The sequence below is a fragment of the Rhizobium lentis genome (genome assembly GCF_017352135.1).
In the GTDB taxonomy this organism is placed as follows: domain Bacteria; phylum Pseudomonadota; class Alphaproteobacteria; order Rhizobiales; family Rhizobiaceae; genus Rhizobium; species Rhizobium lentis.
On record NZ_CP071454.1, the window covers coordinates 4,290,943 to 4,314,530 of the forward strand.

General features: G+C 61.3%; 20 protein-coding genes and 3 pseudogenes. 10 read left to right on the forward strand and 13 right to left on the reverse strand.

Features of this window, described 5'->3' with window-relative positions; translation table 11 throughout:
• Positions 1-720 carry a transporter substrate-binding domain-containing protein gene (locus tag J0663_RS21020; protein WP_207242279.1) on the forward strand — a complete coding sequence of 240 codons (720 nt, stop codon included), beginning with the start codon at positions 1-3 and terminating at the stop codon, positions 718-720.
• A 99-nt stretch (positions 721-819) separates the two neighbouring features.
• Here the strand turns inward: J0663_RS21020 and J0663_RS21025 are convergent, their stop codons facing one another.
• Positions 820-2,010 carry a hypothetical protein gene (locus tag J0663_RS21025; protein WP_207242280.1) on the reverse strand — a complete coding sequence of 397 codons (1,191 nt, stop codon included), beginning with the start codon at positions 2,008-2,010 and terminating at the stop codon, positions 820-822.
• Positions 2,011-2,171: 161 nt separating this feature from the next.
• Between J0663_RS21025 and J0663_RS21030 the strand changes: the two genes are divergently transcribed.
• From J0663_RS21030 to J0663_RS21050, 5 genes are all read left to right on the forward strand, one after another.
• Positions 2,172-2,396: a hypothetical protein gene (locus tag J0663_RS21030; RefSeq protein ID WP_207242281.1), complete on the forward strand. Its 225-nt coding sequence runs from the start codon at positions 2,172-2,174 to the stop codon at positions 2,394-2,396.
• Between the two features lie 168 nt (positions 2,397-2,564).
• Positions 2,565-2,900: a Grx4 family monothiol glutaredoxin gene (gene grxD / locus J0663_RS21035; RefSeq protein WP_011425564.1), complete on the forward strand. Its 336-nt coding sequence runs from the start codon at positions 2,565-2,567 to the stop codon at positions 2,898-2,900.
• Positions 2,901-3,037: 137 nt separating this feature from the next.
• Positions 3,038-4,243, forward strand: coding sequence for a multidrug effflux MFS transporter (locus J0663_RS21040; protein WP_207244558.1), 1,206 nt, complete (start codon positions 3,038-3,040; stop codon positions 4,241-4,243).
• A gap of 35 nt (positions 4,244-4,278) precedes the next feature.
• Positions 4,279-5,556: a multidrug effflux MFS transporter gene (locus tag J0663_RS21045; RefSeq protein WP_207242282.1), complete on the forward strand. Its 1,278-nt coding sequence runs from the start codon at positions 4,279-4,281 to the stop codon at positions 5,554-5,556.
• 46 nt (positions 5,557-5,602) lie between these two features.
• Positions 5,603-6,064, forward strand: a complete 462-nt coding sequence (locus J0663_RS21050) for a GNAT family N-acetyltransferase (RefSeq protein ID WP_246590410.1) — start codon at positions 5,603-5,605, stop codon at positions 6,062-6,064.
• A 60-nt stretch (positions 6,065-6,124) separates the two neighbouring features.
• Here J0663_RS21050 and J0663_RS21055 read toward each other — a convergent pair whose 3' ends face one another.
• The 10 genes and pseudogenes from J0663_RS21055 to J0663_RS21100 all read right to left on the reverse strand — a co-directional run bounded on the left by J0663_RS21055 (position 6,125) and on the right by J0663_RS21100 (position 16,476).
• Positions 6,125-6,949, reverse strand: coding sequence for an inositol monophosphatase family protein (locus J0663_RS21055; protein ID WP_207242283.1), 825 nt, complete (start codon positions 6,947-6,949; stop codon positions 6,125-6,127).
• A 41-nt stretch (positions 6,950-6,990) separates the two neighbouring features.
• Positions 6,991-7,817, reverse strand: a pseudogene (locus J0663_RS21060) (inositol monophosphatase family protein).
• A 47-nt stretch (positions 7,818-7,864) separates the two neighbouring features.
• Positions 7,865-8,737, reverse strand: a complete 873-nt coding sequence (gene ttcA / locus J0663_RS21065) for a tRNA 2-thiocytidine(32) synthetase TtcA (protein WP_207242284.1) — start codon at positions 8,735-8,737, stop codon at positions 7,865-7,867.
• Positions 8,738-8,796: 59 nt separating this feature from the next.
• Positions 8,797-9,726 carry a glutaminase gene (locus J0663_RS21070; RefSeq protein ID WP_207242285.1) on the reverse strand — a complete coding sequence of 310 codons (930 nt, stop codon included), beginning with the start codon at positions 9,724-9,726 and terminating at the stop codon, positions 8,797-8,799.
• Positions 9,727-9,797: 71 nt separating this feature from the next.
• Positions 9,798-10,415 (reverse strand): 30S ribosomal protein S4, encoded by a 618-nt coding sequence (rpsD, locus tag J0663_RS21075; protein WP_009994534.1) that lies wholly within the window; start codon positions 10,413-10,415, stop codon positions 9,798-9,800.
• Positions 10,416-10,640: 225 nt separating this feature from the next.
• On the reverse strand, positions 10,641-12,152 hold the full coding sequence (locus tag J0663_RS21080) for a helicase HerA domain-containing protein (protein ID WP_207242286.1): 1,512 nt from the start codon (positions 12,150-12,152) through the stop codon (positions 10,641-10,643).
• A 149-nt stretch (positions 12,153-12,301) separates the two neighbouring features.
• Positions 12,302-12,748: a GNAT family N-acetyltransferase gene (locus J0663_RS31820; protein WP_207242287.1), complete on the reverse strand. Its 447-nt coding sequence runs from the start codon at positions 12,746-12,748 to the stop codon at positions 12,302-12,304.
• Between the two features lie 75 nt (positions 12,749-12,823).
• Positions 12,824-13,624, reverse strand: a complete 801-nt coding sequence (gene murI / locus J0663_RS21090; RefSeq protein ID WP_207242288.1) for a glutamate racemase — start codon at positions 13,622-13,624, stop codon at positions 12,824-12,826.
• Entirely contained in the window at positions 13,605-14,432 is an 828-nt protein-coding gene (locus J0663_RS21095; protein ID WP_207242289.1) for an RNA methyltransferase, read from the reverse strand. The genes murI and J0663_RS21095 overlap by 20 nt, the downstream gene beginning before the upstream one ends.
• A gap of 4 nt (positions 14,433-14,436) precedes the next feature.
• Positions 14,437-16,476 (reverse strand): FUSC family protein, encoded by a 2,040-nt coding sequence (locus J0663_RS21100; protein WP_207242290.1) that lies wholly within the window; start codon positions 16,474-16,476, stop codon positions 14,437-14,439.
• Between the two features lie 476 nt (positions 16,477-16,952).
• Here J0663_RS21100 and J0663_RS21105 point away from each other — a divergent pair, with 476 nt between their 5' ends.
• From J0663_RS21105 to J0663_RS21115, 3 genes and pseudogenes are all read left to right on the forward strand, one after another.
• Positions 16,953-18,164 (forward strand): NADP-dependent isocitrate dehydrogenase, encoded by a 1,212-nt coding sequence (locus J0663_RS21105; RefSeq protein WP_207242291.1) that lies wholly within the window; start codon positions 16,953-16,955, stop codon positions 18,162-18,164.
• 68 nt (positions 18,165-18,232) lie between these two features.
• Positions 18,233-18,679: pseudogene (locus J0663_RS21110) on the forward strand (GNAT family N-acetyltransferase).
• A gap of 80 nt (positions 18,680-18,759) precedes the next feature.
• Complete coding sequence (locus tag J0663_RS21115; protein WP_207242292.1) at positions 18,760-19,386, forward strand: glutathione S-transferase family protein; 627 nt, start codon at positions 18,760-18,762, stop codon at positions 19,384-19,386.
• 29 nt (positions 19,387-19,415) lie between these two features.
• On the opposite strand, the gene J0663_RS21120 is transcribed toward J0663_RS21115, so the two are convergent.
• Positions 19,416-20,267, reverse strand: a complete 852-nt coding sequence (locus J0663_RS21120; RefSeq protein WP_207242293.1) for an AraC family transcriptional regulator — start codon at positions 20,265-20,267, stop codon at positions 19,416-19,418.
• Positions 20,268-20,455: 188 nt separating this feature from the next.
• Between J0663_RS21120 and J0663_RS31350 the strand changes: the two are divergent.
• Positions 20,456-20,732, forward strand: a pseudogene (locus J0663_RS31350) (hypothetical protein).
• A gap of 90 nt (positions 20,733-20,822) precedes the next feature.
• Here J0663_RS31350 and alaS read toward each other — a convergent pair.
• Entirely contained in the window at positions 20,823-23,477 is a 2,655-nt protein-coding gene (gene alaS, locus J0663_RS21125) for an alanine--tRNA ligase (protein WP_207242294.1), read from the reverse strand.
• Positions 23,478-23,588 lie beyond the last annotated feature (111 nt).

Sequence of the window (23,588 nt, forward strand, 5' to 3'; positions counted from 1 at the left end):
ATGTCGACGCGAGAGAAAGTTCTGTCCGAGATAGCGTCGACGGGCGTAATTCGGGCCGCCGTCAACATGTCGAATGCAGCGTTGGTCCGTTGGGACGATCAGGCCGGCGCCTTGGTCGGTCCAAGCGCTCAGATCGGTCACAAGATTGCCGAGCAACTGGATTGCGGCCTGTCGATGACCCAGTACGGCTCAGCCGCCGACATCCTCGCCGCCGCGGATCGCGGCGAGTGGGACATTGCTTTTATTGCCTCGGATCCGTCGAGAACCGACCGGTTCTCCTTTTCACCTCCCTACATCTCCGTCAGGGCGACCTATTTGGTGCCGGAGGACTCGGCGTTCCGAACCGTCGAAGACGTCGATTCTGAAGGAGTGCGGATAGCCTCCGCAAGAAGCGCCGCCTATACGAAGCAGCTCGAGCGAATTCTTCAAGAAGCCACTGTCTCGCATACTGACAGCCCGGCAGCTGCAATCGACCTCCTTGTCGGGTCGCAGTGCGACGCGGCTGCAGGTTTGACTGAATTCCTCGTTCGGATTTCCGAGCGAATTTCCGGCTTCCGGCTGGTGGACGGAGCTTTCTCCGAAATCCCCCAGACGATAGCCGTTCACCGAAGATCCATTCATGCCTCAGCCTTCTTTGCGGACTTCGTACGCCGTCTGAACGCAAGTGCTGGAGGATATCATGACGTGGCCGGCGATGGTGCCGCACTCGCCCCATTTTGAGCGCCGTAAAGTAATGTCCTCGGCTGTTGGGCGCGTGGGGGGCCTTGGCGGATCAGAACGGCAATATCCCAACAGGCCAATACCGCTGGAGCTCAGCCTTCAAGCCGGCAGCCTGCTCTGCTCCGGGAAGGCAAAGACCGAGGCCGGCATCGGTCCTGACGTCATCAGCGTGAAATCAAAGGGCGCCTTGAGATCGGGGCCGAGCACATATTGCCGATGGACCCGCAGTTGGTCCTGGCGGATCTTTCGGTAATGTTCGCTCGTCAGCATCTGCTTGACGCGGATAAGAAGGATCTTCGCGGGAGGGGCATCTGCATGGCCCGAGACGGCAACAACCGGCACCTTGTAGAAATTGATCGAATCCGTCAGGCATTGCACGTCGAGCCAGAAGATCTCCGGACAGCGGGCGATCAGGCCAACGCGGGCGCGAAGCAGGCTTGCCGACGAAAGCAGGGCGCATTGCAGAATGGCGCTGCCGAGCGTGGCAAACACCACACGCTTACCCCTGAAAACCTCCGGCTCCCTTTCAAGCAGTATGCCGATGACATGGGCGGCGACGCTCGATCCCATGCTGTGCGAGGAGATCACGTACTCATCCGCCTCCTCGGTCAGCGCCTTGCGCACCGCCGTCGCCCGCTCTTCAAGCCATTCGTTGAAGTCCTCCCGATCCATGCGACCGAGTGCCACTGCCATTTCCCAATCGGCAAAAAGATGCAGCGTATGGAAACGCTCGGAAAACGGCAGGAAAGCGGCGATGAAGAAGCAGAGCGCCAGTGGCCCGCTCCAGAGCAGGTGCAAGGCGGAGAAGCCGAGACTGTAGGGCAGGATGGCGATCTCAGCCGTCAGCACGATTGCCAGCGTCGTCAGCAGGAACGGGAAGAGGAAGAACAGACCGAAGCGCCATGCATGTTTGAAATAACCCCGCATGCCACCTTCCAGCATGATCTCGGCGCAGCTTCGAAACCCAGCAATGATCCGGCTCAGCGTGTTGCGGCCGCGCAGCCGACGTACGAGCACATCGTGATCGACCATGTGGATCCGGCTCCTCGTCCGCCAGGCAGCGGAACTGGTCTCCGCCGCAGGCGCCGTTTCACCGGCTCCCGCGCTGCCCGTCGTGACCTCGAAGCTGAAAGGATCGCTAGCCGGATCCGGCGCGCCGGTCTCGACGGAGTAGCCCCAGACGGCAGCACTCTGTCTGGCTGAGCGTTCGTACCGCGCTCTGTGGGCAAGACCGTCGAGCGGCTCGAAGCCTGGGAAATGCAGGACGACCCGCTTCTTTATCAATTTCATTTCGCTGTTCCGCCCGGCCAAGGCCGGTCTATTGCTGCGATCCGGCTGCCGGTCGCTGATGTCCGCAAAAAGCAGGCATGGTCTCAAAGGCGCCTTGCTAACGGAACTCTTCTGGAATTCAATAGCAGCCACGTTGTTTTCGCGGCGAATGGAGGGGTTTTGTGGCTGATCTTGTCAAAGAATTGATATCGGGCGTCGTCGATAGCGTACTGAAGGAAATTCTGAAGAAAACCACCGGCCGCGCCACGACGAAGCGCAGGAGGCGCAAGGCGCGCCCTGCCGCCACCACGACGGCTGCCCGCAAGACCCCCAAGCGCAAGCCCGCCCGCAAGCAGATCAGCAGGCGCCGAACCGCCGCCGGCCGCAGCCGTCAGGGTCGCGTCTGAGACGCGCGGCAACACTTCGGCCGTAACGCGACGGCAACAATCCCGAAGTGATCTCACCACATTGGTTTTTTTGGATCGGGCGGCTGGAATTCCTGTTGTCACATGCTATCTAAGGAAAACGATTGAAACGGCGGGCCTTTAACTCGCCTGTTGAAAGGATCAGATCCCATGAGCGGCATTCACGAATTCATCGACAACGAAATCAAGAGCAACGACGTCGTCCTCTTCATGAAGGGCACGCCGCAGTTTCCGCAGTGCGGGTTCTCCGGCCAGGTCGTGCAGATTCTCGATTACATCGGCGTCGACTACAAGGGCATCAATGTGCTCGCCGATTCGGAAATCCGCCAGGGAATCAAGGATTATTCCAACTGGCCGACGATCCCGCAGCTCTACATAAAGGGCGAGTTTATCGGCGGTTGCGACATCGTCCGGGAAATGTTCCAGGCCGGTGAACTGCAGCAGCATCTCCAGGAAAACGGCGTCACCGTTCGCGGCGCCGCCTGACCGGTCACCGGACGTCCGCCCGGTTTCCAAATCTGTTTCTCGAGTCCGAGGCGCTGCGGTGAGCAGCGCCTTGGCCTGTTTATGGGAATTTCATTGTGACAGATTCATCACAAGCCGTGTCCGCGGGCCGCCTGCCCATGGGCAAGCGTGAGTTCATCGCGCTTGCCGCCTTCCTGATGGCCATCAACTCGCTTGCCATAGACATCATGCTCCCGGCCCTGCAGCAGATCGGCGCGAGCCTCGGCGTCGAAAGCGAGAACCACCGGCAGTTCGTCGTCTCCTCCTACCTGCTCGGTTTCGGCTGCGCCCAGCTTTTCTACGGTCCTCTGTCCGACCGTTTCGGCCGCCGCACGCCGCTGTTGATCGGCCTCGGCGTCTATATCGTGTCCGCCATCGGAATCGTTTTCGTTCCCTCCTTCGCCGGCCTTCTGGTCCTGCGTTTCATCCAAGGCGTCGGCTCGGCCGCCACCCGTGTCATCACCATCTCCATCGTCCGCGACATCTATGGCGGCCGGCAGATGGCGGAGGTCATGTCGCTCATCATGATGGTCTTCATGATCGTGCCGGTGATTGCGCCCGGCACCGGACAGATCGTCATGTTCTTCGGCAACTGGCACCTGATCTTTCTCTTCATCGCCACGATGGCTACGGCGATCGGCCTCTGGGCCTATGTTCGCCTGCCGGAAACCCTGCATCCGCAGAATGTCCGCCCCTTCACCGCCCGCTCGATCTTCGGCGCCTTCAAGCTGGTGCTGACCAATCGCGTGGCGCTCTGCTACACCATCGCCAGCACCTTCATCTTCGGTGCGCTGTTCGGCTTCATCAACTCCGCCCAGCAGATCTATGTCGGCATCTACGGCCTCGGTGTCTATTTCCCCTTTGCCTTCGCCGGGGTGGCGATCTTCATGTCGCTGTCGTCCTTCTTCAATTCCCGTTTTGTCGGCAAGCTCGGCATGCGCCGCCTGTCGCACGGCTCGCTCCTCGGCTTCATCGCCATCAACACCATCTGGTTGATCGTCCAGATGGCGAGCTCCGAGCCGATGCCGTTCGCCCTGTTTATCTCCTTTTTCGGCTTGGCGATGTTCCAGTTTGGCTGGATCGGCTCGAACTTCAATTCGCTTGCCATGGAGCCGCTGGGACACGTTGCCGGTACCGCCTCCTCCGTTCTCGGCTTCATGAGCACAGTCGGCGGCGCCCTTATCGGCGCCGGCATCGGCCAGGCTTTCGACGGCACGGCGCTGCCGATGGTCGCCGGTTATTTCATCGTCTCGATCATCGGCCTTATCTTCGTGCTGATCGCCGAGAAGGGCCGGCTCTTCCATCAGCACAATCCGGCCGTGTGAACGGCCGGTCCCTTCCGCATCCAGGATTTCACCGCATGACGCCGCATAAACCGCACCAGGAAAACCAGGGGTCCCGCCGCATCGGCATGGGTTTCGGCGAATTCGTCGTCACCATCGCCGTCATGACCGCCAGCATTGCCATGGCTATCGACAGCATGCTGCCGGCATTGCCCAATATCGGCCATTCCCTTGGCGTCACCAACACCAACGACGCGCAGCTCATCATCGGCGTCTTTTTTCTCGGCTTCGGCGTGTCGCAGATATTCTTTGGCAGCCTTTCCGACACCTTCGGCCGCCGCAACATCCTGCTCGGCGGCCTCGCCTGCTATGTCGTCGCAATGTTTGCAGCCGCCGCAACCGGCAGCTTCGAAATGCTGCTGCTCATGCGTTTCGTTCAGGGCGTCGGCGGCGCGGCCGTGCGCATTACCACCATGGCGATCGTCCGCGACTGCTTCGGCGGCCGCGAAATGGCCCGGGTCATGTCCTACGTCATGATCGTCTTCATGATCGTGCCAATCGTCGCCCCTTCGGTCGGCCAGCTCGTCATCCTCTACGCCAACTGGCACTGGATCTTCATCCTGCTCGGCGCCGTCGCCAGTATCTTGTTCGTTTGGGCTCTTCTCAGACTGAAGGAATCGCTGCCCCCGGAAGAACGCCTGCCCCTGTCGGTCGGCTCTGTCATGGACGGTTTCAAGACCGTGCTCACCAACCGCATCACCTGCGGTTACATGATCGGTCTGACCATGTTCACGGGTGTCATCAGCGCCTATGTGATTTCGGTGCAGCAGGTTTTCGGCGAGGTCTATGGCCTCGGCGACTGGCTGCCAATCGCCTTTGCGGCCACCGCCGGCGGCATCGCCGTCGCCAATTTCGCCAATGGCTTCTTCGTTCGCAAATTCGGCATGCGTCGGATTTCGCACGCCGCCCTTCTTATCTTCACGGCACTGTCAGCTCTCGGCTTCGTCGTTGCCTTGGCGGGCAGGCCGGATTTCGCCACTGCCTACAGCATCTTCACTATCGTTCTGATGATGTTTGCGGTGATCGCCACCAATTTCACCGCCATCAGCCTCGAGCCGATGGGCAATCTCGCCGGCACGGCGACCGCCGTCACCGGATTCGTCTCGACGACCTTCGGCGCCATCCTCGGCGGCCTGGTCGGCCAGATGTTCAACGGCACGGTGCAGCCGCTCTTCGGCGGCTTCGCGCTGTTCGGCCTGCTGACGATCGCCGCCACGCTCTGGGCCGAGAACGGCAAGCTCTTCACCCATCCGGGCGATAGTCCGCAGCTCGAACCGGGTGCGGCCCACTTCTGAAGCAAGCGCGTCGGATCGTTTCAAGGAATTCTCGATGAACGACTGAATTCTGATCAGGCCTTATGCGTCAGGTGACGTGGACGCGACGATCAAGATTTTTCTGCGCTCCATCCGGGAAGTTTCGTCGAAAGACTATTCCGCGGCCCAGATCGAAGCCTGGGCAAAGGTGGAGGATCGCAGCCTCTGGGCGGAACGACGGATAAGCAGGCCTGCCTGGATCGCGGAGATCGCCGGAAAGCCCGTGGGGTTTTCGGACCTGACCAACGACGGGTGCCTCGACATGATGTTCGTGCACCCTGAGTTTCAGAGAGTTGGCGTGGCAACCCGCCTGTTGCGCAGGGTCGAAGAAGAGGCACTCAGGCTGGTGTGCGGGCGAATTTACACGGAAGCAAGCAGAACCGCCCGACCGTTTTTCGAACGCAAAGGGTTCCGCGTGATAACCCGACAAATCGTCGAGAAGCGTGGGCAGAGGCTGGAGAACTTCCTGATGGAAAAGCTCTACGTATGACCTCACAAGAGCCGGCCGCAAATTCAAGGTCTGCGACCAGCCTTTGCAACAGTCAGTTCGTCAGACCGTAAAGACCTCACGCCGCAGCACGTCCCAGGACGCCTTGTCGGGCGCAATCAGCAGCCCGCCGTCGAGGTGGTGCGGGAGGTAGGGCGAGCCGTCGAAACGCGCGGCGTGGGCGCCGGCCTCCCGCGAAATCAGCGTACCGGCAAGGTGATCCCAGGGCATCAGCTTATTATACATCAGGTAATGCACGTGTCCGCCGGCAAAAGTGCGGTATTCATGGGCCGCGCAGCGGTAGTTGGTAAGGAAACGCACCTTGGCGAGATTGCCGAGGATCTCGGCCCGCTTTTCTTGCGGCAGATATCCGGTGGAGGCCATTCCGACCATTTGGTCGAGCGCCACTGGTTCGGCGGTCCGCAGCCGCTGCTCCTCGCCACCCGGCCGTCGCAGCCATGCTCCGCCGCCCTTTTCCGCCATCACCCAGTCGTCGCCCATCGGATCGTAGATGATCCCGGCGACGGTCTCGCCGCCGGAAACGACGGAAGCCATGACGCCGAAGGCCGGAATGCCGGACGCAAAGTTGAACGTACCGTCGACGGGATCGACCACGATCGCAAGATCTGCATCCGCGAGCCGTGCGAGCAGCACCGGTTCGGCCGCGACCGATTCTTCGCCGAGAAAGAGCGCATCAGGCCAGAGCAGCTCGGCTTCCGCCTTCATCATCCGCTCGGCCTGCTCGTCGGCCTCGGTGACGAGATCCGTCGCCTCGCTCTTGGCGCGCACGTCCTCGTGCCCAAGCCGGCGAAAGCGTGGCAAGATCTCCGCCTGTGCCGCGCGGCGCAGCAGATCGGCAAGCACGGTCACATCGACAGTCGCAGTCATGTCAGACTCCTTTCGGTCAGGCCTTTTGCAATGGCCTTAAATCAGTGGCCGACGATCTCGCGTCGGATTAGTTGCCAGCTTTCCCTATCGGGCGCGGAGATGATGCCGCCCGTCGTCTCGCCCGGACGATAGGGCGTCCCGTCGAATTTCGCCGTATGGCCGCCGGCCTCCTGGTGGGCGAGCACGCCGGCCAGGTGATCCCAGGGCATCAGCTTCGAATGACCGATGAAATGCAGCTTGCCGGACGCGACCATCCAATATTCATAGGCCGAGCAATTGAAAGCGAAGGTCATCCGCGCCTTTGCCATGTTGGCGCAGATGCGTGAGCGATCGGGCTCTTCCATATGGCCCCACGACATGCCGCCGACCATCTGGTCCAAGGTGGCGGGCTCGGCCACCTTGAGCCTGCTCGATTGCCCGTCCTGGCGCGTCAGGAAGGTGCCTGCCCCTTGATCGCCGTCACCGTATCGCCGAGAGCTGGATCGTGAATGATGCCGCCGACGGTCTCGCCCCTGACGGTCACCGCGAGCATCGTTCCGAAGACGGGAAGCCCGGCGGCGAAATTGAACGTGCCGTCGACTGGATCGATGACGAAGGCAAGCTCCGCATCGGCAAGTGCCGGGACCACCGATTTGTCGGCATCATAGGCTTCCTCCCCGACGATAAGCGCCGCGGGAAAGCGATCCTTGAGGGCGGCCGTGATCCTGTGTTCCGCGAGCAGATCCGCCTGCGTCACCAGATCGGTCGCCGAGGTCTTTTCCGCGACGTCGGCAGCGCCGAGATTGCGAAAACGCGGCATGATTTCGATGCGCGCCGCCTCCCTGACGCACTCGCCGAGAAAAAGAATATCCGTGTCAGAAATAGTCATGCGAAAATCTGTCCTTCATGCAATGAACAGCCTGCATAGCCGGCCTTTCATGAAGGATCGGTGACGCCGAGGCTGGAAAAGTCGAAGAGTTTGGGATCGAGCAGGTGCGAGGGGTTCACATGCGAAAGCGCTCGCAGCATCGTGTCCTTGCGCCCCGGCATGCGCCGCTCGATATCGGCGAGCATCTCCTTCATCGCGTTGCGCTGCAGCCCGTCCTGCGAGCCGCAGAGATCGCAGGGGATGATCGGAAACTGCATGGCGGCGGCGAACTTGGCGAGGTCGTCTTCGGCGGCATAGGCAAGCGGCCTCAAAACCATCAGGTCACCCTCGTCGTTCAGAAGCTTCGCCGGCATCGAGGCGAGGCGCCCACCGTGGAAGAAGTTCATGAAGAAGGTTTCGAGAATGTCCTCACGGTGGTGGCCGAGCACCAGCGCATCGCAGCCCTCCTCCCGCGCGATGCGGTAGAGATTGCCGCGCCGCAGCCGCGAACAGAGCGAGCAGTAGGTCGCGCCCTCGGGCACCTTCTCCTTCACGGTCGAATAGGTGTCGCGATATTCGATCCGGTGCCGGACGCCGATCTTTGTCAGATAGTCGGGCAGCACGTGCTTCGGAAAATTCGGCTGACCCTGGTCGAGATTGCAGGCGATAAGCTCGGCAGGCAGCAGCCCGCGCCATTTGAGATCGAGCAGCAGCGCCAACAGACCGTAGGAATCCTTGCCGCCGGAAAGGCCGACCAGCCAGCGCTTCTGCCCCTTCAGCATGTCGAAATCGTCGAAAGCCTGGCGCACCTGCCTGAGCAGCCGTTTGCGTAGCTTGTTGAAAGAGACCGAACGAGGCGCATCGGCAAACAGCGCAGGCCCGACGCCGTCGTTGGCTTCGGCCGTCTCCAGATCATCGGCGATGTTGGCTGCGATATTCATTGCTTCATCCCATCGAAGATTACGTCTGCCTTAGCAGAAAGCCCTTCGCCAACCCAGCCTCAATCACCGAAAACCGACCAGCCGGTTCGCGCCGCCAGCATTTCCAGCGCCACGGCGCCTAGCTGCGAATTACCGACCTTGTTCAGTCCGGGAGACCACACCGCGATAGAAGCGATGCCAGGGGCCACCGCGAAAATGCCGCCGCCGACGCCGCTCTTGCCGGGCAGACCGACGTGATAGGCAAAGTCGCCGGAGCCGTCGTAATGGCCGCATGTCAGCATCAGGGCATTGATGCGCCGCGCCCGCTTTGGCGAAACAACCGAATGACCGGTCATCGGATTGCTGCCGCGCGCCGCCAGGAAGAGCCCGGCGCGGGCTAGCTGTTCGCAGCTCATCGACAGCGCACATTGATGGAAATAGACACCGAGCACATGGTCGACCGGATGGTCGAGGTTGCGGTAGGCGCGCATGAAATTGGCGAGCGCGAAGTTGCGATAGCCCGTCTGCGTTTCCGACCGCGCCACCTTGTCATCGATGGTAATCGTCTCATCATCGGCAAGATAGCGCACAAAACGCAACAGCTCGCCGATCGCCTCGCGCGGTGCATGGCCGGCCATCACGACGTCGGTGACGGCGATTGCGCCGGCATTGATGAAAGGATTGCGCGGGATACCGCTCTCATGCTCGAGCTGGACGATCGAATTGAAAGCCGACCCCGAAGGTTCGCGCCCGACGCGCTTCCACAGGCTCTCGCCGATTTTGCCAAGCGCCAGCGTCAGCATGAATACCTTCGATATGCTCTGGATCGAGAAGGCCATATCGGCATCGCCGACACGGTAGACCTTGCCGTCGACAGTGACGATCGCCATGCCGAACTGCCGCGGATCGACCTTGGCGAGCTCCGGAATATAGTCGGCGACCCTGCCCTCGCCGATGCGCGGCAGGATATCGCTGTAGATACTATCGAGGGTCGCCTGCAAATCCGCCATCGCTTCTCTCCGAATAACAAAAAAGCCGCCCGAAAGAGCGGCTTTTCCATATGCAAAACGCCTGGGTCTTCTTAGCGCGAATAGAATTCGACGACCAGATGCGGTTCCATGACAACCGGGAACGGAACGTCGCTCAGCGTCGGAACGCGGCCGTAGGTGGCGACCATCTTGTTGTGATCGACTTCGATGTAGTCGGGAACGTCGCGCTCGGCGAGGCTGACGGCTTCCAGAACCGTCACGAGCTGCTTCGACTTCTCGCGCACTTCGATGACGTCGCCGGCCTTGCAACGGTAGGAACCGATGTTGACGCGCACGCCGTTGACCGTCACGTGGCCGTGGTTGACGAACTGACGGGCAGCAAAGACCGTCGGAACGAACTTGGCGCGGTAAACGATCGCATCGAGGCGGGATTCCAGCAGACCGATCAGGTTTTCGGAGGTGTCACCCTTACGACGGGAAGCTTCTGCGAAGATCGCGCGGAACTGCTTTTCGCGCAGGTCACCGTAGTAACCCTTGAGCTTCTGCTTGGCGCGCAACTGTACACCGAAGTCCGACAGCTTGCCCTTGCGGCGCTGGCCGTGCTGGCCGGGGCCGTATTCGCGGCGGTTCACCGGGGACTTCGGACGGCCCCAGATGTTTTCGCCCATACGGCGGTCAATCTTGTACTTGGACGATTCGCGCTTGCTCATCGTATTTCCTTTCAAAGGTTTATGGCGGCTTGTTGCCAAACCGCGCGAAGGAAACACGCCCTCCTCTGACCTCTTCCGAGACCTGACAGGATGTTCCGGTTACGCGAACAGAAACGATCCACGGGACATGTCAAATGAAACACCGGACATTGCTGCCCGGTGCTTGGCGCGGTCTTTAGAGGGCCGTCATGAAAATGTCAACTGCGCCAAAGCCCGAAAGCATCACTATTCCGCAGCCAACGGCTGATCACCGGTATCGGGTGCGTTCGCGTCGCCCGGCGCCGTCTGGCAATTCATATCGGGGAAGGCCACGATGCGCTTGCCGGAGAAATCCGTGTGCACGACGACTATCCCCTGCTCCTCGAAATAGCCGAGCAGGCGGCGGGCGCGGCGAGCGGAATGGGTACCGTAGGCGCGAGCAATGCGCGCGTCCGAAGGGCACGGTTCGCCGCAGACAGCGGCCTTGGCAAGCATCAGGAAGACGCCCTGCAAGTCGTCGGTGACGCCTGCCGACAGCGATAATGCCGTCTCCCACGCCTCACTTGCGGCTGTCGCCGCATCGACGCCCGAGCGGGAGATCGCCACGCGCCGGCGGAAATCCGGCAGCGCGATCGGCGGTCCCGGCACGCGGCGCATGCGCAGCCGCACGAGAAAATCCTGGTAGAGCACGGAATCCGTGCGGAAAGCGGAGGCAGGATCGTCAAGGATCTCCGCAAGCACGCCGGCAAGACGCGCCTCCCGCTCCTCTGGCGAGATCTCGATCTGGCTCGCCCTCGCCTCCACCGGCGCCGGGGATGCGGTCGGCGTCGAACGCGAGAGCTCGGCCAGGATATCGGTTGTCGGCCGCGGCGCCGGTGGCGCGCGACGCACGATCGGCCGCTGGAATTCCTCCGGGTCGGGCGTGAAGATCAGATCTTCCACATCTTGCGGCGCATCCGGCAACGGCATCAGCTTTGGGCTGGAAGAGCGCGCCGAAGTCTCCACCGCGCCGATCTGGATCGGCAGCGGCCGGCGTGACAATGCCGGCCCGAGGGCGACGAAATTGCCACGCTTCAAGTCTCGGAACATTTCCGCCTGGCGCCGGTCCATCCCGAGCAGGTCGGCGGCGCGCGCCATGTCGATATCGAGGAAGGTGCGCCCCATCAGGAAGTTCGAGGCTTCGGCCGCGACATTCTTGGCGAGTTTGGCGAGCCGCTGCGTCGCGATCACGCCGGCAAGCCCGCGCTTGCGGCCGCGGCACATCAGATTGGTCATCGCGCCGAGAGACATCTTGCGCGCATCTTCCGAGACATCGCCGCCGACGGACGGCGCAAACATCTGCGCCTCGTCTACCACGACGAGAACCGGATACCAATATTCGCGATCGGCATCGAACATGCCGTTGAGGAAGGCAGCGGCGGCGCGCATCTGCTGTTCGATGTCGAGACCTTCGAGTGTCAGGACGCAGGAGACGCGATGCTGGCGGATACGGTTGGCGATGCCCGCGAGTTCCGCCTCGGTCCTCTCGCCGTCGACGACGACGTGGCCGAACCTGTCGCTGAGCGTGACGAAATCACCCTCGGGATCGATAATGACCTGCTGCACCCATTGCGCCGACTGTTCAAGCAGACGGCGAAGCAGATGCGACTTGCCAGATCCGGAATTGCCCTGCACGAGCAGACGCGTCGCCAGCAGCTCCTCGATATCGAGCGTCGCCGGGCTGCCGGACGCCAATCCCATATCGATGCCAACCTGCAATGCTGATCCTCGCGACGAAGAGACTCACATGAACGAAGCGCCATTCTTCCGAAACGGCACCGCCCCGTCTATCAAAGAATGCGCTGTTTTTCAGGACCGGATTTCGCCAACCCACAGGACAATTCCGGGATCTGAGATAATGTCTTAACCTATCGAAGAATCTTGCGAAAAAAGATTACCCGCTGAGTTTCAGCAAAACCCCAATTCTGATGCGCCCAGTGAGAGCGTCTGTTCCTGATGCCTGCATCGGAGCAGAGCTCATGAAATCCTTGCTCGATCAGATCAGCGGTCATTTTTTCAACCAGCTTACGACCGACTCCCTGCCGGCGATGTTTGGGATCGATCCAGATGCCTTCGAGAAAAGGGACGGGCTGTGCGGTGCAGCCGTTGGCGTATTCCCGTATGCATATCTCGGCAAAACCAAGGGGCGCATTGTCTGGACGCAGCGCGAGATAGCTGGTTCGTTTCCTGTCTTCGAGCATTCTGCCTATATCGCCAAGGTGTTCCTCGACAGAAAGGCTGTCCCAGAGCTTGAAACGCATCTCGGCCCAAAGCTGACTGTCGCTTGCCCGCATCTTTCGGATAACAATTGACATGCCTCTGCCCTTCTTCCGCGCGATTGCGAGTAACAATATTCGCCACAATTCGGCGGCGCGCGCAGTTCTTCAGCGCTACGCTCGCAACCCAAACCCCTGCATCAGCCGCCGCGTCGCGAAATCCTGCTGGCCTGAGGTGAAGACCGCAAAGTCGAAACTGTCGGGATGCACGGCATCGGCGACCAGCGGCACCAATGTGCGGGCGCGTCGCGCGATCGCTTCGGCCGGATCGAGCCAATCGACCGGCCAGGGCGCAAGCCGGCGGAAAAGATTGGCCATGAAGGGATAATGCGTGCAGGCCAGCACGACGATATCGGTCTTGTGCCCGTCCTTCTCCACGAAGCACTGGTCGATCTCGGCGAGCACGGCCTCGTCGGAGACGGCATCGCCGCGGATATAGGCTTCGGCCATGCGTGCAAGGTTTTCCGAGCCGACAAGCCTCACGTAGCATTGCTGCGCGAATGATTGGATGAGGTCGCGCGTATAGGCCCGCTTAACCGTGCCCGGCGTCGCCAGCACCGAAACCAGGCCGGAACGCGTGCGCTCCGCCGCAGGCTTGATCGCCGGCACGGTGCCGACGAAGGTCATGTGAGGAAAGGCCGCGCGGAGGTCGGCGCCAACAAGCGTAAAGGCAGTGTTGCAGGCGATGATGCAGACCTCGGGATCGTGCTCCTGAAGCAGCCTGCCGAAGAGGCCGATCACCCGCTCCTTCAGCGCCTGCTCCTCCCAGCCGCCGTAGGGAAAGCCGGCATCGTCGGCGACATAGATAAAACCGCGCTCCGGCATCAGCACGCGTGCCTCTCGCAGCACGGTCAGTCCGCCGATACCGGAATCGAAGACAAGGACGGGTTTCAGCTCATGCGTCGGCGCTGTCATCTGGCGGTGTTTCCGTTGCCTTTGGGTACCTGCCGCCGCGCGGACTCTTGCGCGAGAAGCGGTCGAGGGAAGAGATGACGCCGCGCAACACGCTGATTTCCTGCTCCGTGAAGGCCCGGCGAGATAGAACAGCGCGAAGGTTGTCGACCATTTTTGGCTTTTTCCCGGCGGGGTGGAAATATCCGCGGGCGTCGAGCGCCTCTTCCAGCTGGTCGAAGAGGCCGAAGAGCTGTTCCTTGGTCGATGGCGTCTGCCCCATCGCCTGGAACGGCACCGCACCCAGATCCTCCATGCCGGATTTCATCCATTCATAGGACATGAGCAGCACCGCCTGGGCGATGTTGAGCGAAGCAAAGGCCGGATTGACGGGAAAGGTGACGATCTCATCGGCAAGTGCCACCTCTTCGTTGGTCAGCCCCCAGCGCTCGCGTCCGAAGAGAATGCCGGTACCCTCGCCCACGCGGAATTTTGCCCTGAGCGTCTCGGCGGCAATGACAGGCGAACGCACCGGTTTGAAACCGTCGCGCTCGCGCGCCGTCGTCGCATAGACGAAATTGAGATCGGCGATCGCCTGCTCGAGCGTATCGTAGACCTTGGTCGCCTCAATCACATGGTCGGCCTTGGAGGCGGTCGCCAACGCCTTCTCGTTCGGCCAGCCGTCGCGCGGGTTGACGAGGCGCAGCTCGGCCAATCCGAAATTCGCCATGGCGCGTGCCACCATGCCGATATTCTCGCCCATCTGCGGCTCGACCAGAATGATGGCCGGCCCTTCGGCCAGAAGTTGACGCTCGCTGTTCGTGCCTGCCATGGTCTTATCCCTGTTTCGAGCGCGCAATAGCCTCGCCCGGCGCAAACGGCAAGACGTCGGGTTGCGGATAGAGCCTTTCCAGCGCTGAACCGATCATTTCGAGACCCAGCCTCGTGCCTTCGCGCGATAGCGGCAGGTGCCGCCCTGTCGTCCGCGATGCCTTGCGCTCGATGAAAAAGCAGCTCGATCCGCGCGGCGCCGCCTCGTCGATCAGCGCCAGGTTCGCAGCAATCAGCCGCTTTTGAACATCGTCGACGGCAGGCGCTTCATAGTTCTTCGCCAGGATGCGCGTCCAATAGGTGCAGGACAGGAAAATTGCCAGTGTCTGGCGGATCTGCCCGGGCCGCGTCACCACCGACCAGGACGAGCCGAGCGGCCGGGCCGCGACCGTCAGGTCGCGGTAGCACGCATCGATCTTCTGAGAGAGAGCGATCAGTTCGAAACCGTTCTTGCCTTCGCCGACCGCGCCAAGCAGGTCGCGCAGCGCCTGAAACCAACGCGCCAGCGCCACATCGACGGCGCCGCGGGTGCGCGTGGGGAAGACGACGAAGGCGACCGCCGTTCCCGCCGCCGCCCCGATCATCGTCTCGCCGATGCGCAGCTTCAACAGGTCGAGCGTCAGCACGCCGGTCATGCCATAGACCAGGCAGAGCACGATCGAAATGAAGAAGGTCATCGTCGCATAGGAAACCTGCAGAAAGTAAAAAGCCAGGAAGATGCAGATAGCGACGACGGGAATGGCGATAGCAGGCTCGCCTGAAATCAGCGTCGCCAGCACGAGACCGAAGGCGATTCCGAGCACGGTGCCGAGAGACCGTGACAGCGCCCTCATCGCCGTATCACCACGCGAATTGGTGTTGGTGAAGACGAGGAAGGAGGCAAGCACCGCCCAGAACCAGCGTTCGCGCGACAAGAGCAGCCCGAAGCTCATGGCGATCGCCGAGGCGAGCGTGATCTGCAGCGCTGAGCGCAGCAGCGGATTGGCAAGCGAAAAATCGATGCCCTGGGACGGCGCCGCATCATTGAGCGGATTGATGCCGGAAAAGCCGGAGGCCTGCCCCTGGTGTATCGCTTGCGCCAGCTGCTGCCGCGCCTCACCGAGCCAGAGAAGCGCCCGCAAGGTTTCGCCCTGCGGCTGATCCTTGATGGCCTCGGCCATCGCCTCATATCGCGCTAGTTCGGCCGCATCCGCCTCGATCACGGCATGGACGAGCGCAAAGGGAGGCAGGCTCTGAAAGCTCACCACAATTGCGCTCTCGGCGGCAAGATGCGCATCAAAAAGCCGAATAGCCAATTCGGCAGCGGGGTCGGCCGCGCCGTCGAAGACGCCGGCCGGCGGGCGCGGAATGAAGGTCTCAGCCATCAGGACCACCTCCTTCAACCGCTCTTCCAGCTGGCGCAGTTCCTGCCGGTCTGCTTCACCGACCTCAGCGCTGCCGGCAAGTGCAGCGAGCTTGAAGAGGATCTGGTTGATCCGGCCGCGCACGCTTTCAAGCGAACGCAGCAGGTCGCGCCGCCAATCGTCCGGCAGAAGCGCCGCTCGCACCAGATGGCCGACGAGCACCGCCACAATAGGGCCGATCGCCACATCAGGCAGTTCAGCAAGCGACGGCCGGAAATAGGCGCCCATGAAATAGGAGGTGAAGGCGAACATGCCGATTGCAAAGCCGCGCGGCCCAAACACGCGGCCCGCAGATGCGAGCGCGATTACCACCAGGAAGACGAGATCAGAGAGGAAACGATGATCCTCAAGCCCCGCCGCGATGGCGACGACGGCGACGCTTGCGACACAGCCGAAGAGCCGCGTCACCAGCTGACGGCTGTTGCCCTTGTCGCGCACGGCTACCCCGCCCTCGATCGACAGCACGATGCCGAGGCCGAAGGCCGCGGTCGGTAATGGCAGGATGAACCTGTGGATGGCGAGAAGGATCAAAAAGGAGAAAACGATCGTCAGGGTCACCCGCAAGCCCATGCGCAGGCGCGAAAGCGCCGGATCGTTGGCAAGCAGCCAGTCGCGGAACTGAAAACCGGAAAACAAATGCATGAGCCCCTCATGCCATCAAGCATCGATAGATACTGCCGCTCGAGCGGAAATCAAACCGCCGACGACCATCCTCTCCAAAGCCGATCAGATCTCCGCGCTTACTGGCCCTTGGCGATCAGGACCATTGTATCCTTGAGCGAGGTCGGCCCTGCCCCTCTTCGCCTTGAACCATGATGTCATCGATGACGGATTTGCCATTCTCCTCGATCACCTCGCAAGCAAACGGCCAGGTGCAACAGACACGGCGGCAACGAGGCCGGCGAACAGAACGGCGATCTTCTTCATGGTTGTAAATGTCCGGGACGCGGGGGCTTATGCCGCGGAGGTTAGCCATTTTCCAGCACTTGGCAATGGCGGCAAAAACGTCATGTCACTGCCCGTTGCAGCTTTGCGTTCCCGGCTCACAATGCTATAGCGCTCCGGATTACATCACCCAGCCGGGACAACGTCCCTTCCAAGCTTAACGAGGCAGATACATGAAGAAGATCAAGGTCGCCAATCCCGTCGCCGATCTCGACGGCGATGAAATGACGCGCATCATCTGGCAGCTCATCAAGGACAAGCTGATCCATCCGTATCTCGACCTCGACATCGACTATTACGACCTCTCGGTCGAAAACCGCGACGCCACCAACGACCAGATCACAGTCGACGCGGCGAACGCCATCAAGAAGTACGGTGTCGGCATCAAGTGCGCGACGATCACGCCGGATGAAGCCCGCGTCAAGGAATTCAACCTCAAGGAAATGTGGAAGAGCCCGAACGGCACGATCCGCAACATCCTCGGCGGCGTCATCTTCCGCGAGCCGATCATTTGCCGCAACGTTCCCCGCCTCGTTCCGGGCTGGACGCAGCCGATCGTCGTCGGCCGTCACGCTTTCGGCGACCAGTACCGCGCCACCGACTTCAAGTTCCCCGGCAAGGGTAAGCTGACCATCAAGTTTGTCGGCGAAGACGGCACCGTCATCGAAAAGGAAGTCTTCAACGCGCCGGGCGCCGGCGTTGCCATGGCCATGTACAATCTCGATGAATCGATCCGCGAATTCGCCCGCGCCTCGATGATGTACGGCCTGATGCGCAAATGGCCGGTTTACCTGTCCACCAAGAACACCATCCTCAAGGCCTATGACGGCCGCTTCAAGGACATCTTCGAGGAAGTCTACGAGACCGAGTTCAAGGATCAGTTCAAGGAAGCCGGCATCACCTACGAACACCGCCTGATCGACGATATGGTCGCTTCGGCGTTGAAGTGGTCGGGCGGCTATGTCTGGGCCTGCAAGAACTATGACGGCGACGTCCAGTCCGATACCGTTGCCCAGGGCTTCGGCTCGCTCGGCCTGATGACCTCGGTTCTCCTGACGCCTGATGGTAAGACGGTTGAAGCGGAAGCCGCTCACGGCACGGTCACCCGCCACTATCGCCAGCACCAGAAGGGCCAGGAAACCTCGACGAACTCGATCGCTTCGATCTTCGCCTGGACCCGTGGCCTCGCGCACCGCGCCAAGCTCGACGACAACGCCGAACTCGCCAAGTTCGCTTCGACGCTGGAAAAGGTCTGCGTCGACACCGTCGAATCCGGTTTCATGACCAAGGACCTGGCGCTGCTGATCGGCCCCGATCAGCCGTGGCTCTCCACCACCGCCTTCCTCGACAAGATCGATCAGAACCTGCAGAAGGCCATGGCATAAGCTGGCCTTTTTGGAATAGCATTGAAACGGCGGGGATCTCCCGCCGTTTTTTATTGGGAGAGCTGAAAATGACGGCAAGCGTGCGCCCGCTCCAACCTTCCGACCGTGCCGCCTGGGAACCCTTATGGGCTGCCTAACAGCGTTTCTACGAAGTGGTCATCCCGCCTGAAACGACGGATCTAACTTGAGCCCGCTTTCTCGATCCCGACGAGCCGATGCATGCGCTCGGCGCCTTCGACGATGACGGCGCCCTGGTGGGCATCGTCCATACCATCTTTCACCGCTCCTGCTGGCTGCCGCAGTGGGCCTGCTATCTGCAGGATCTCTATGTCGAGAACAGCCAGCGCGGGCTCGGTACCGGCGCGGCACTGATCGATGCCGTCGCCGACCTCGTGCGCGCGAACGGTGCAGGCAGGCTCTACTGGATGACGCAAGAAACGAATGCAGCGGCCCGGCAGCTCTATGACAGGGTCGCCGAGCGCTCGGGTTTCATCCAATACCGCAAGGCGCTTTAGCCCCTTGCACAAAGGTCTCGCCGCACTATTGATTCCGGGCGACGGCAATGGAAAAGCCAAGGGAGCACGCGGAGGACGTCATGACCGAAGAGCTGGTATTCTATACGAACCCGATGTCGCGCGGCCGCATCGCGCGCTGGATGCTGGAGGAAATCGGCCAGCCCTATCGCACGGAACTGCTAACTTTCGGTGAAACCATGAAGGCGCCGGAATATCTCCGCGTCAACCCGATGGGCAAAGTGCCGGCAATCCGCCACGGCGACACCGTCGTTACCGAATGCGCAGCGATCTGCGCCTATCTGGCAGAGACTTTCCCGGAAAGGGGCCTTGCGCCGCGGCTGGAAGAACGCGCCCGCTACTATCGCTGGATGTTCTTTGCCGCCGGCCCCCTCGAATCGGCCGTGACGATGAAGGCGCTCGGCTTCGAAATTCCGGCAGAACGCCTGCGCATGGCCGGCTGCGGCGGCTTCGGCGACGTCATGAATACACTTGAGATGGCCGTCTCCCAGTCGACCTACGTCACCGGCGAGCGCTTTACCGCTGCCGACGTCTATGTCGGTGCCCATATCGGCTGGGGCCTCGGTTTCGGCAGCATCGAAAAACGCCAGGCCTTCATCGATTATTTCGGCCGGGTCAGTGAGCGTGAAGCCTATAAACGCGCCAACGCCTTGGACGACGAGGCCGGCAAGACGATGCAGGCCGCCTGACCGTCGCAGGCGGCCAAGCGGCTGCGCTCTCAGGCGAGCGGCATATGAATATCCGTCATCAATTCGGTCGGCGGCACGTCGCGCGGATTGTTGAGATATTCCTCGAACATGACGCTGTCCTTCAGCTGTCGTCCCGATTTTGGCAGCCATTCGGAATAGAGCCACTGGTAGGCCTTGTACATGTCGGCATAGGGGCCTTTATGGCGCAGCACGGCATAGGGTCCACCCTCGATCGTGCGCCGCTCGAGCGGCGGATCGGCCGGCAGGTCCGACGTACCGGTGACGCAGGCTATCGAACGCAGCTTTTCCGCGGGCACGATGTCGGGATCGTCGAGATAGACGCCGATCATCCGCATATCGGGCCTGGCAAGGCCGCGGGCGTAAAGCGTGCCGAACAGTGTCTCGAAGGCTTTGCCGATCTGCATGTAGGAGCCGGTATGGGCAACGCCGATCAGCTCGGTCGGTTCGATCTCACGAATGGTAACGTTGAACATGGCTTTGGTCTTCCCGTTAGGTGAGAGTTCGAAGGCAGTGTGGCTTCCCTCTTTCCGATAGCGGGCCGGCGGTATGCCGTAGACCGACTTGAATATGCGATTGAACGATTGGAGGTTGGGATAACCGGATCGCTTTGCAATCTCACTGACCGCAAGCTCCGTGCGGACGATCTCGCCCGCCGCGCGATGCAACCGCAGCCGCTTGACGGTGGCCGCCAGCGTTTCGCCATAGATCGCCCGGTAAATCCTGTGCCAGTGGTAGCTCGACAGGCAGGCAATCTCGGCCAGGCGCTCCATATCCAGCTCCTCGTCGAGGTGGTCGTGAATATAGGCAGAAACCCGTCTCAGACGGCTTTCATAAAGCGCCCATGCCGTTTCACCATTCATGTCGAACCTCATACAAATCGATCGACTGCAGAGAACCATAAGCCGATTTGACAAATCCTGCTGACTTGAACCTTGGCGAATCCTGCCTAGGCCGGAATTCCGGCTCGAACCCAAGAGGACTGATTGATGCCGGATCGTTCAACATTGCCGCCGCGGCGCTGGTGCTGACAGCCACGCCAGCTCCCGACATGCTGCTGATCGCCTCGCGCAGCGTCAGCCAAAGGCGCGCAGCGGGATTTCTGACCTATACCGGTATCAAGGCGGCTCGATCACGATGCAGATTCTGGCGCTTGCAACCATGCTGAACACCCATCGGTCTCATCGTCAACGGCGCCGTCATTAATCTCGGAAGCCGGATCCGCACGCGATTGGCCTCGCTCAGCTGATTCGAGGTTGCCGCAATATATGCTGGCAGCTGTCTTAGCCGGGCTCGCCTGCCGCCTCGCATTGCAGGCGCGAAACTGACCGTCGGAGATTCCTACTCAAAAATAAAGCCGGCTGCGAAATCCGTGATTCACAGCCGGCTCTCATGTCAGACCGTCGCCAGGCCGATGGTCAGCCTGCAAGTGCTGACGCAACGGCCTCAAGAGCTTCTTCAGCTCTGGCGCCATCAGGGCCGCCGGCCTGCGCCATGTCGGGACGGCCGCCGCCGCCCTTGCCGCCAAGTGCGGCAGAAGCGACTCGCACCAGATCGACAGCGCTGAAACGATCCACGAGGTCGGGCGTCACAGCGACGACCGCACTTGCCTTGCCATCCTCGGAAACGCCGATAAGCGTCACGATGCCGGAACCGATGCTGGTCTTGCCGTCGTCGGCAAGCCCCTTCAGATCCTTCGGATCGACGCCCGATATCGACTTGCCGAGGAACTTGACGCCGGCAACCTCGCGCACCGCATCGCCCGAGCCGCCCTGCCCGCCGCCCATGGCGAGCTTGCGCTTGGCATCGGCCAGTTCCCTTTCGAGCCTGCGGCGCTCGTCGATCAGGGCCTCGACGCGCGAAAGGACCTCCGACGGCTGGACCTTGAGCGATGCCGCGAGCGTCTTCACGCGCTCGTCCTGCTCGGCAAGATATTCACGCGCAGATTCGCCGGTGACGGCTTCAAGACGGCGAACGCCGGCGCCAACGGCACTTTCGCCGAGAATGCGCACCAGTCCGATCTGGCCGGTGGCCGACACATGTGTGCCGCCGCACAGTTCAGTCGAGTAAGGCTTGCCGGCCTTGGCACCGTGCAGACCCGTGCCCATGGAAACGACACGCACTTCATCGCCATACTTCTCACCGAAGAGCGCCATCGCCCCTTCCGCGATCGCGTCGTCGACGCTCATCAGCCGCGTCGTGACGGTCGCATTCTGCAGCACGATCTCGTTAGCCATGTCCTCGACGATCTTCAACTCCTCGGCCGACATCGGCTTCGGGTGCGAAACGTCGAAACGCAGGCGCTCTGGTGCGACCAGCGAACCTTTCTGCGCCACATGGGTGCCGAGCACTTCGCGTAGCGCTTCATGCAGGAGGTGCGTTGCCGAGTGGTTGGCGCGCAGGCGCGAACGGCGCGCATGATCGACCGTCAATGCGACAGCGTCACCAGCCTTGATCACACCTTCGACCACAGTGCCGGAATGGACGACGAGCCCTTCGCCCTTCCTTTGCGTATCCGATATCTCGATCTTGCCGTGATCGGAGGAGATCACACCGGTATCGCCCATCTGGCCGCCGGATTCTCCATAGAACGGCGTCTGGTTGACGACGATCTGCACCTTCTCGCCGGCCTTGGTCTCGGTCGCGACAGCGCCATCCCTGACGATCGCTTGGACCACGCCTTCGGCAGTTTCCGTGTCGTAGCCCAGGAATTCGGTCGCGCCGTGCTTTTCCTTGAGTTCGAACCAGACGGTTTCCGTTGCCTTCTCGCCGGAGCCGGCCCAATGCGAGCGGGCCTCGGCTTTCTGGCGCTCCATGGCATCGGTAAAGCCTGATATATCGACGCCGATTTCGCGGGCGCGCAGCGCATCCTGCGTCAGGTCGAGCGGGAAGCCGTAGGTATCATAGAGCTTGAAGGCGGTCTCACCATCCAGCATGTCGCCCTTGGAAAGGTCGGCAGTCGCGTCGGACAGAAGCGACAGGCCGCGTTCCAGCGTCTTGCGGAAGCGGTTTTCTTCGAGCTTCAGCGTTTCGGAGATCAGCGCTTCGGCGCGCACCAACTCCGGATAGGCGCGGCCCATCTCCTGCACCAGCGTCGGCAGCAGCTTGTACATCAGCGGCTCCTTGGCGCCGAGAAGCTGGGCATGACGCATGGCGCGGCGCATGATACGGCGCAGCACATAGCCGCGGCCTTCATTCGACGGCAGGACGCCGTCGGCGATCAGGAAAGCAGAAGAACGCAGATGGTCGGCGATGACGCGGTGGCTGGCGCTGCCCTCGGCCTTGACGCCGACGGCATCTTCGATCGTGCCGGTCAGCATGCGGAACAAGTCGGTGTCGAACACGCTCTGGACGCCCTGCAGAATGCAGGCCATGCGCTCGAGGCCCATGCCGGTATCGATCGACGGACGCGGCAGCGGGTTGCGAACGCCCGGCTCGGTCTGCTCGAATTGCATGAAAACCAGGTTCCAGAATTCCAGGAAGCGATCGCCATCCTCTTCCGGGGAGCCGGGAGGACCGCCCCAGACGTTCTCGCCCTGGTCGATGAAGATTTCTGAGCACGGGCCGCAGGGGCCGGTATCGCCCATCTGCCAGAAATTGTCGGACGTCGGGATGCGGATGATCTTATCATCGGAGAAGCCGGCGATCTTCTTCCACAGCGCCGCGGCTTCTTCGTCTTCGGAATAGACGGTCACCAGCAGGCGATGCTTCGGCAAACCGAAACCTTCGGTCACGAGCTTCCAGGCAAGCTCGATCGCATTCTCCTTGAAATAATCGCCAAACGAGAAATTGCCGAGCATTTCGAAGAAGGTCAGGTGCCGCGCAGTATAGCCGACATTATCGAGATCGTTATGCTTACCGCCGGCGCGCACGCATTTCTGCGAGGTTGTCGCAGTCGCATAAGGACGCTTTTCAAGGCCGGTGAAGACATTCTTGAACTGCACCATGCCGGCGTTGGTGAACATCAACGTCGGATCGTTGCGCGGCACGAGCGGGCTCGACGGAACGATTTCGTGGCCATTCTTCTTGAAATAGTCGAGGAAGGTCGACCGGATATCGTTCACGCCGCTCATTCTATGCCCTTCAATGCTGCCGGAGGCAGGTAAATTCAAATCCATCGGCTTTTAACGTTCACCTCCGCCACTGTCCAGCCGACAAACAGAACCGGCCGCATTCTCATCAGG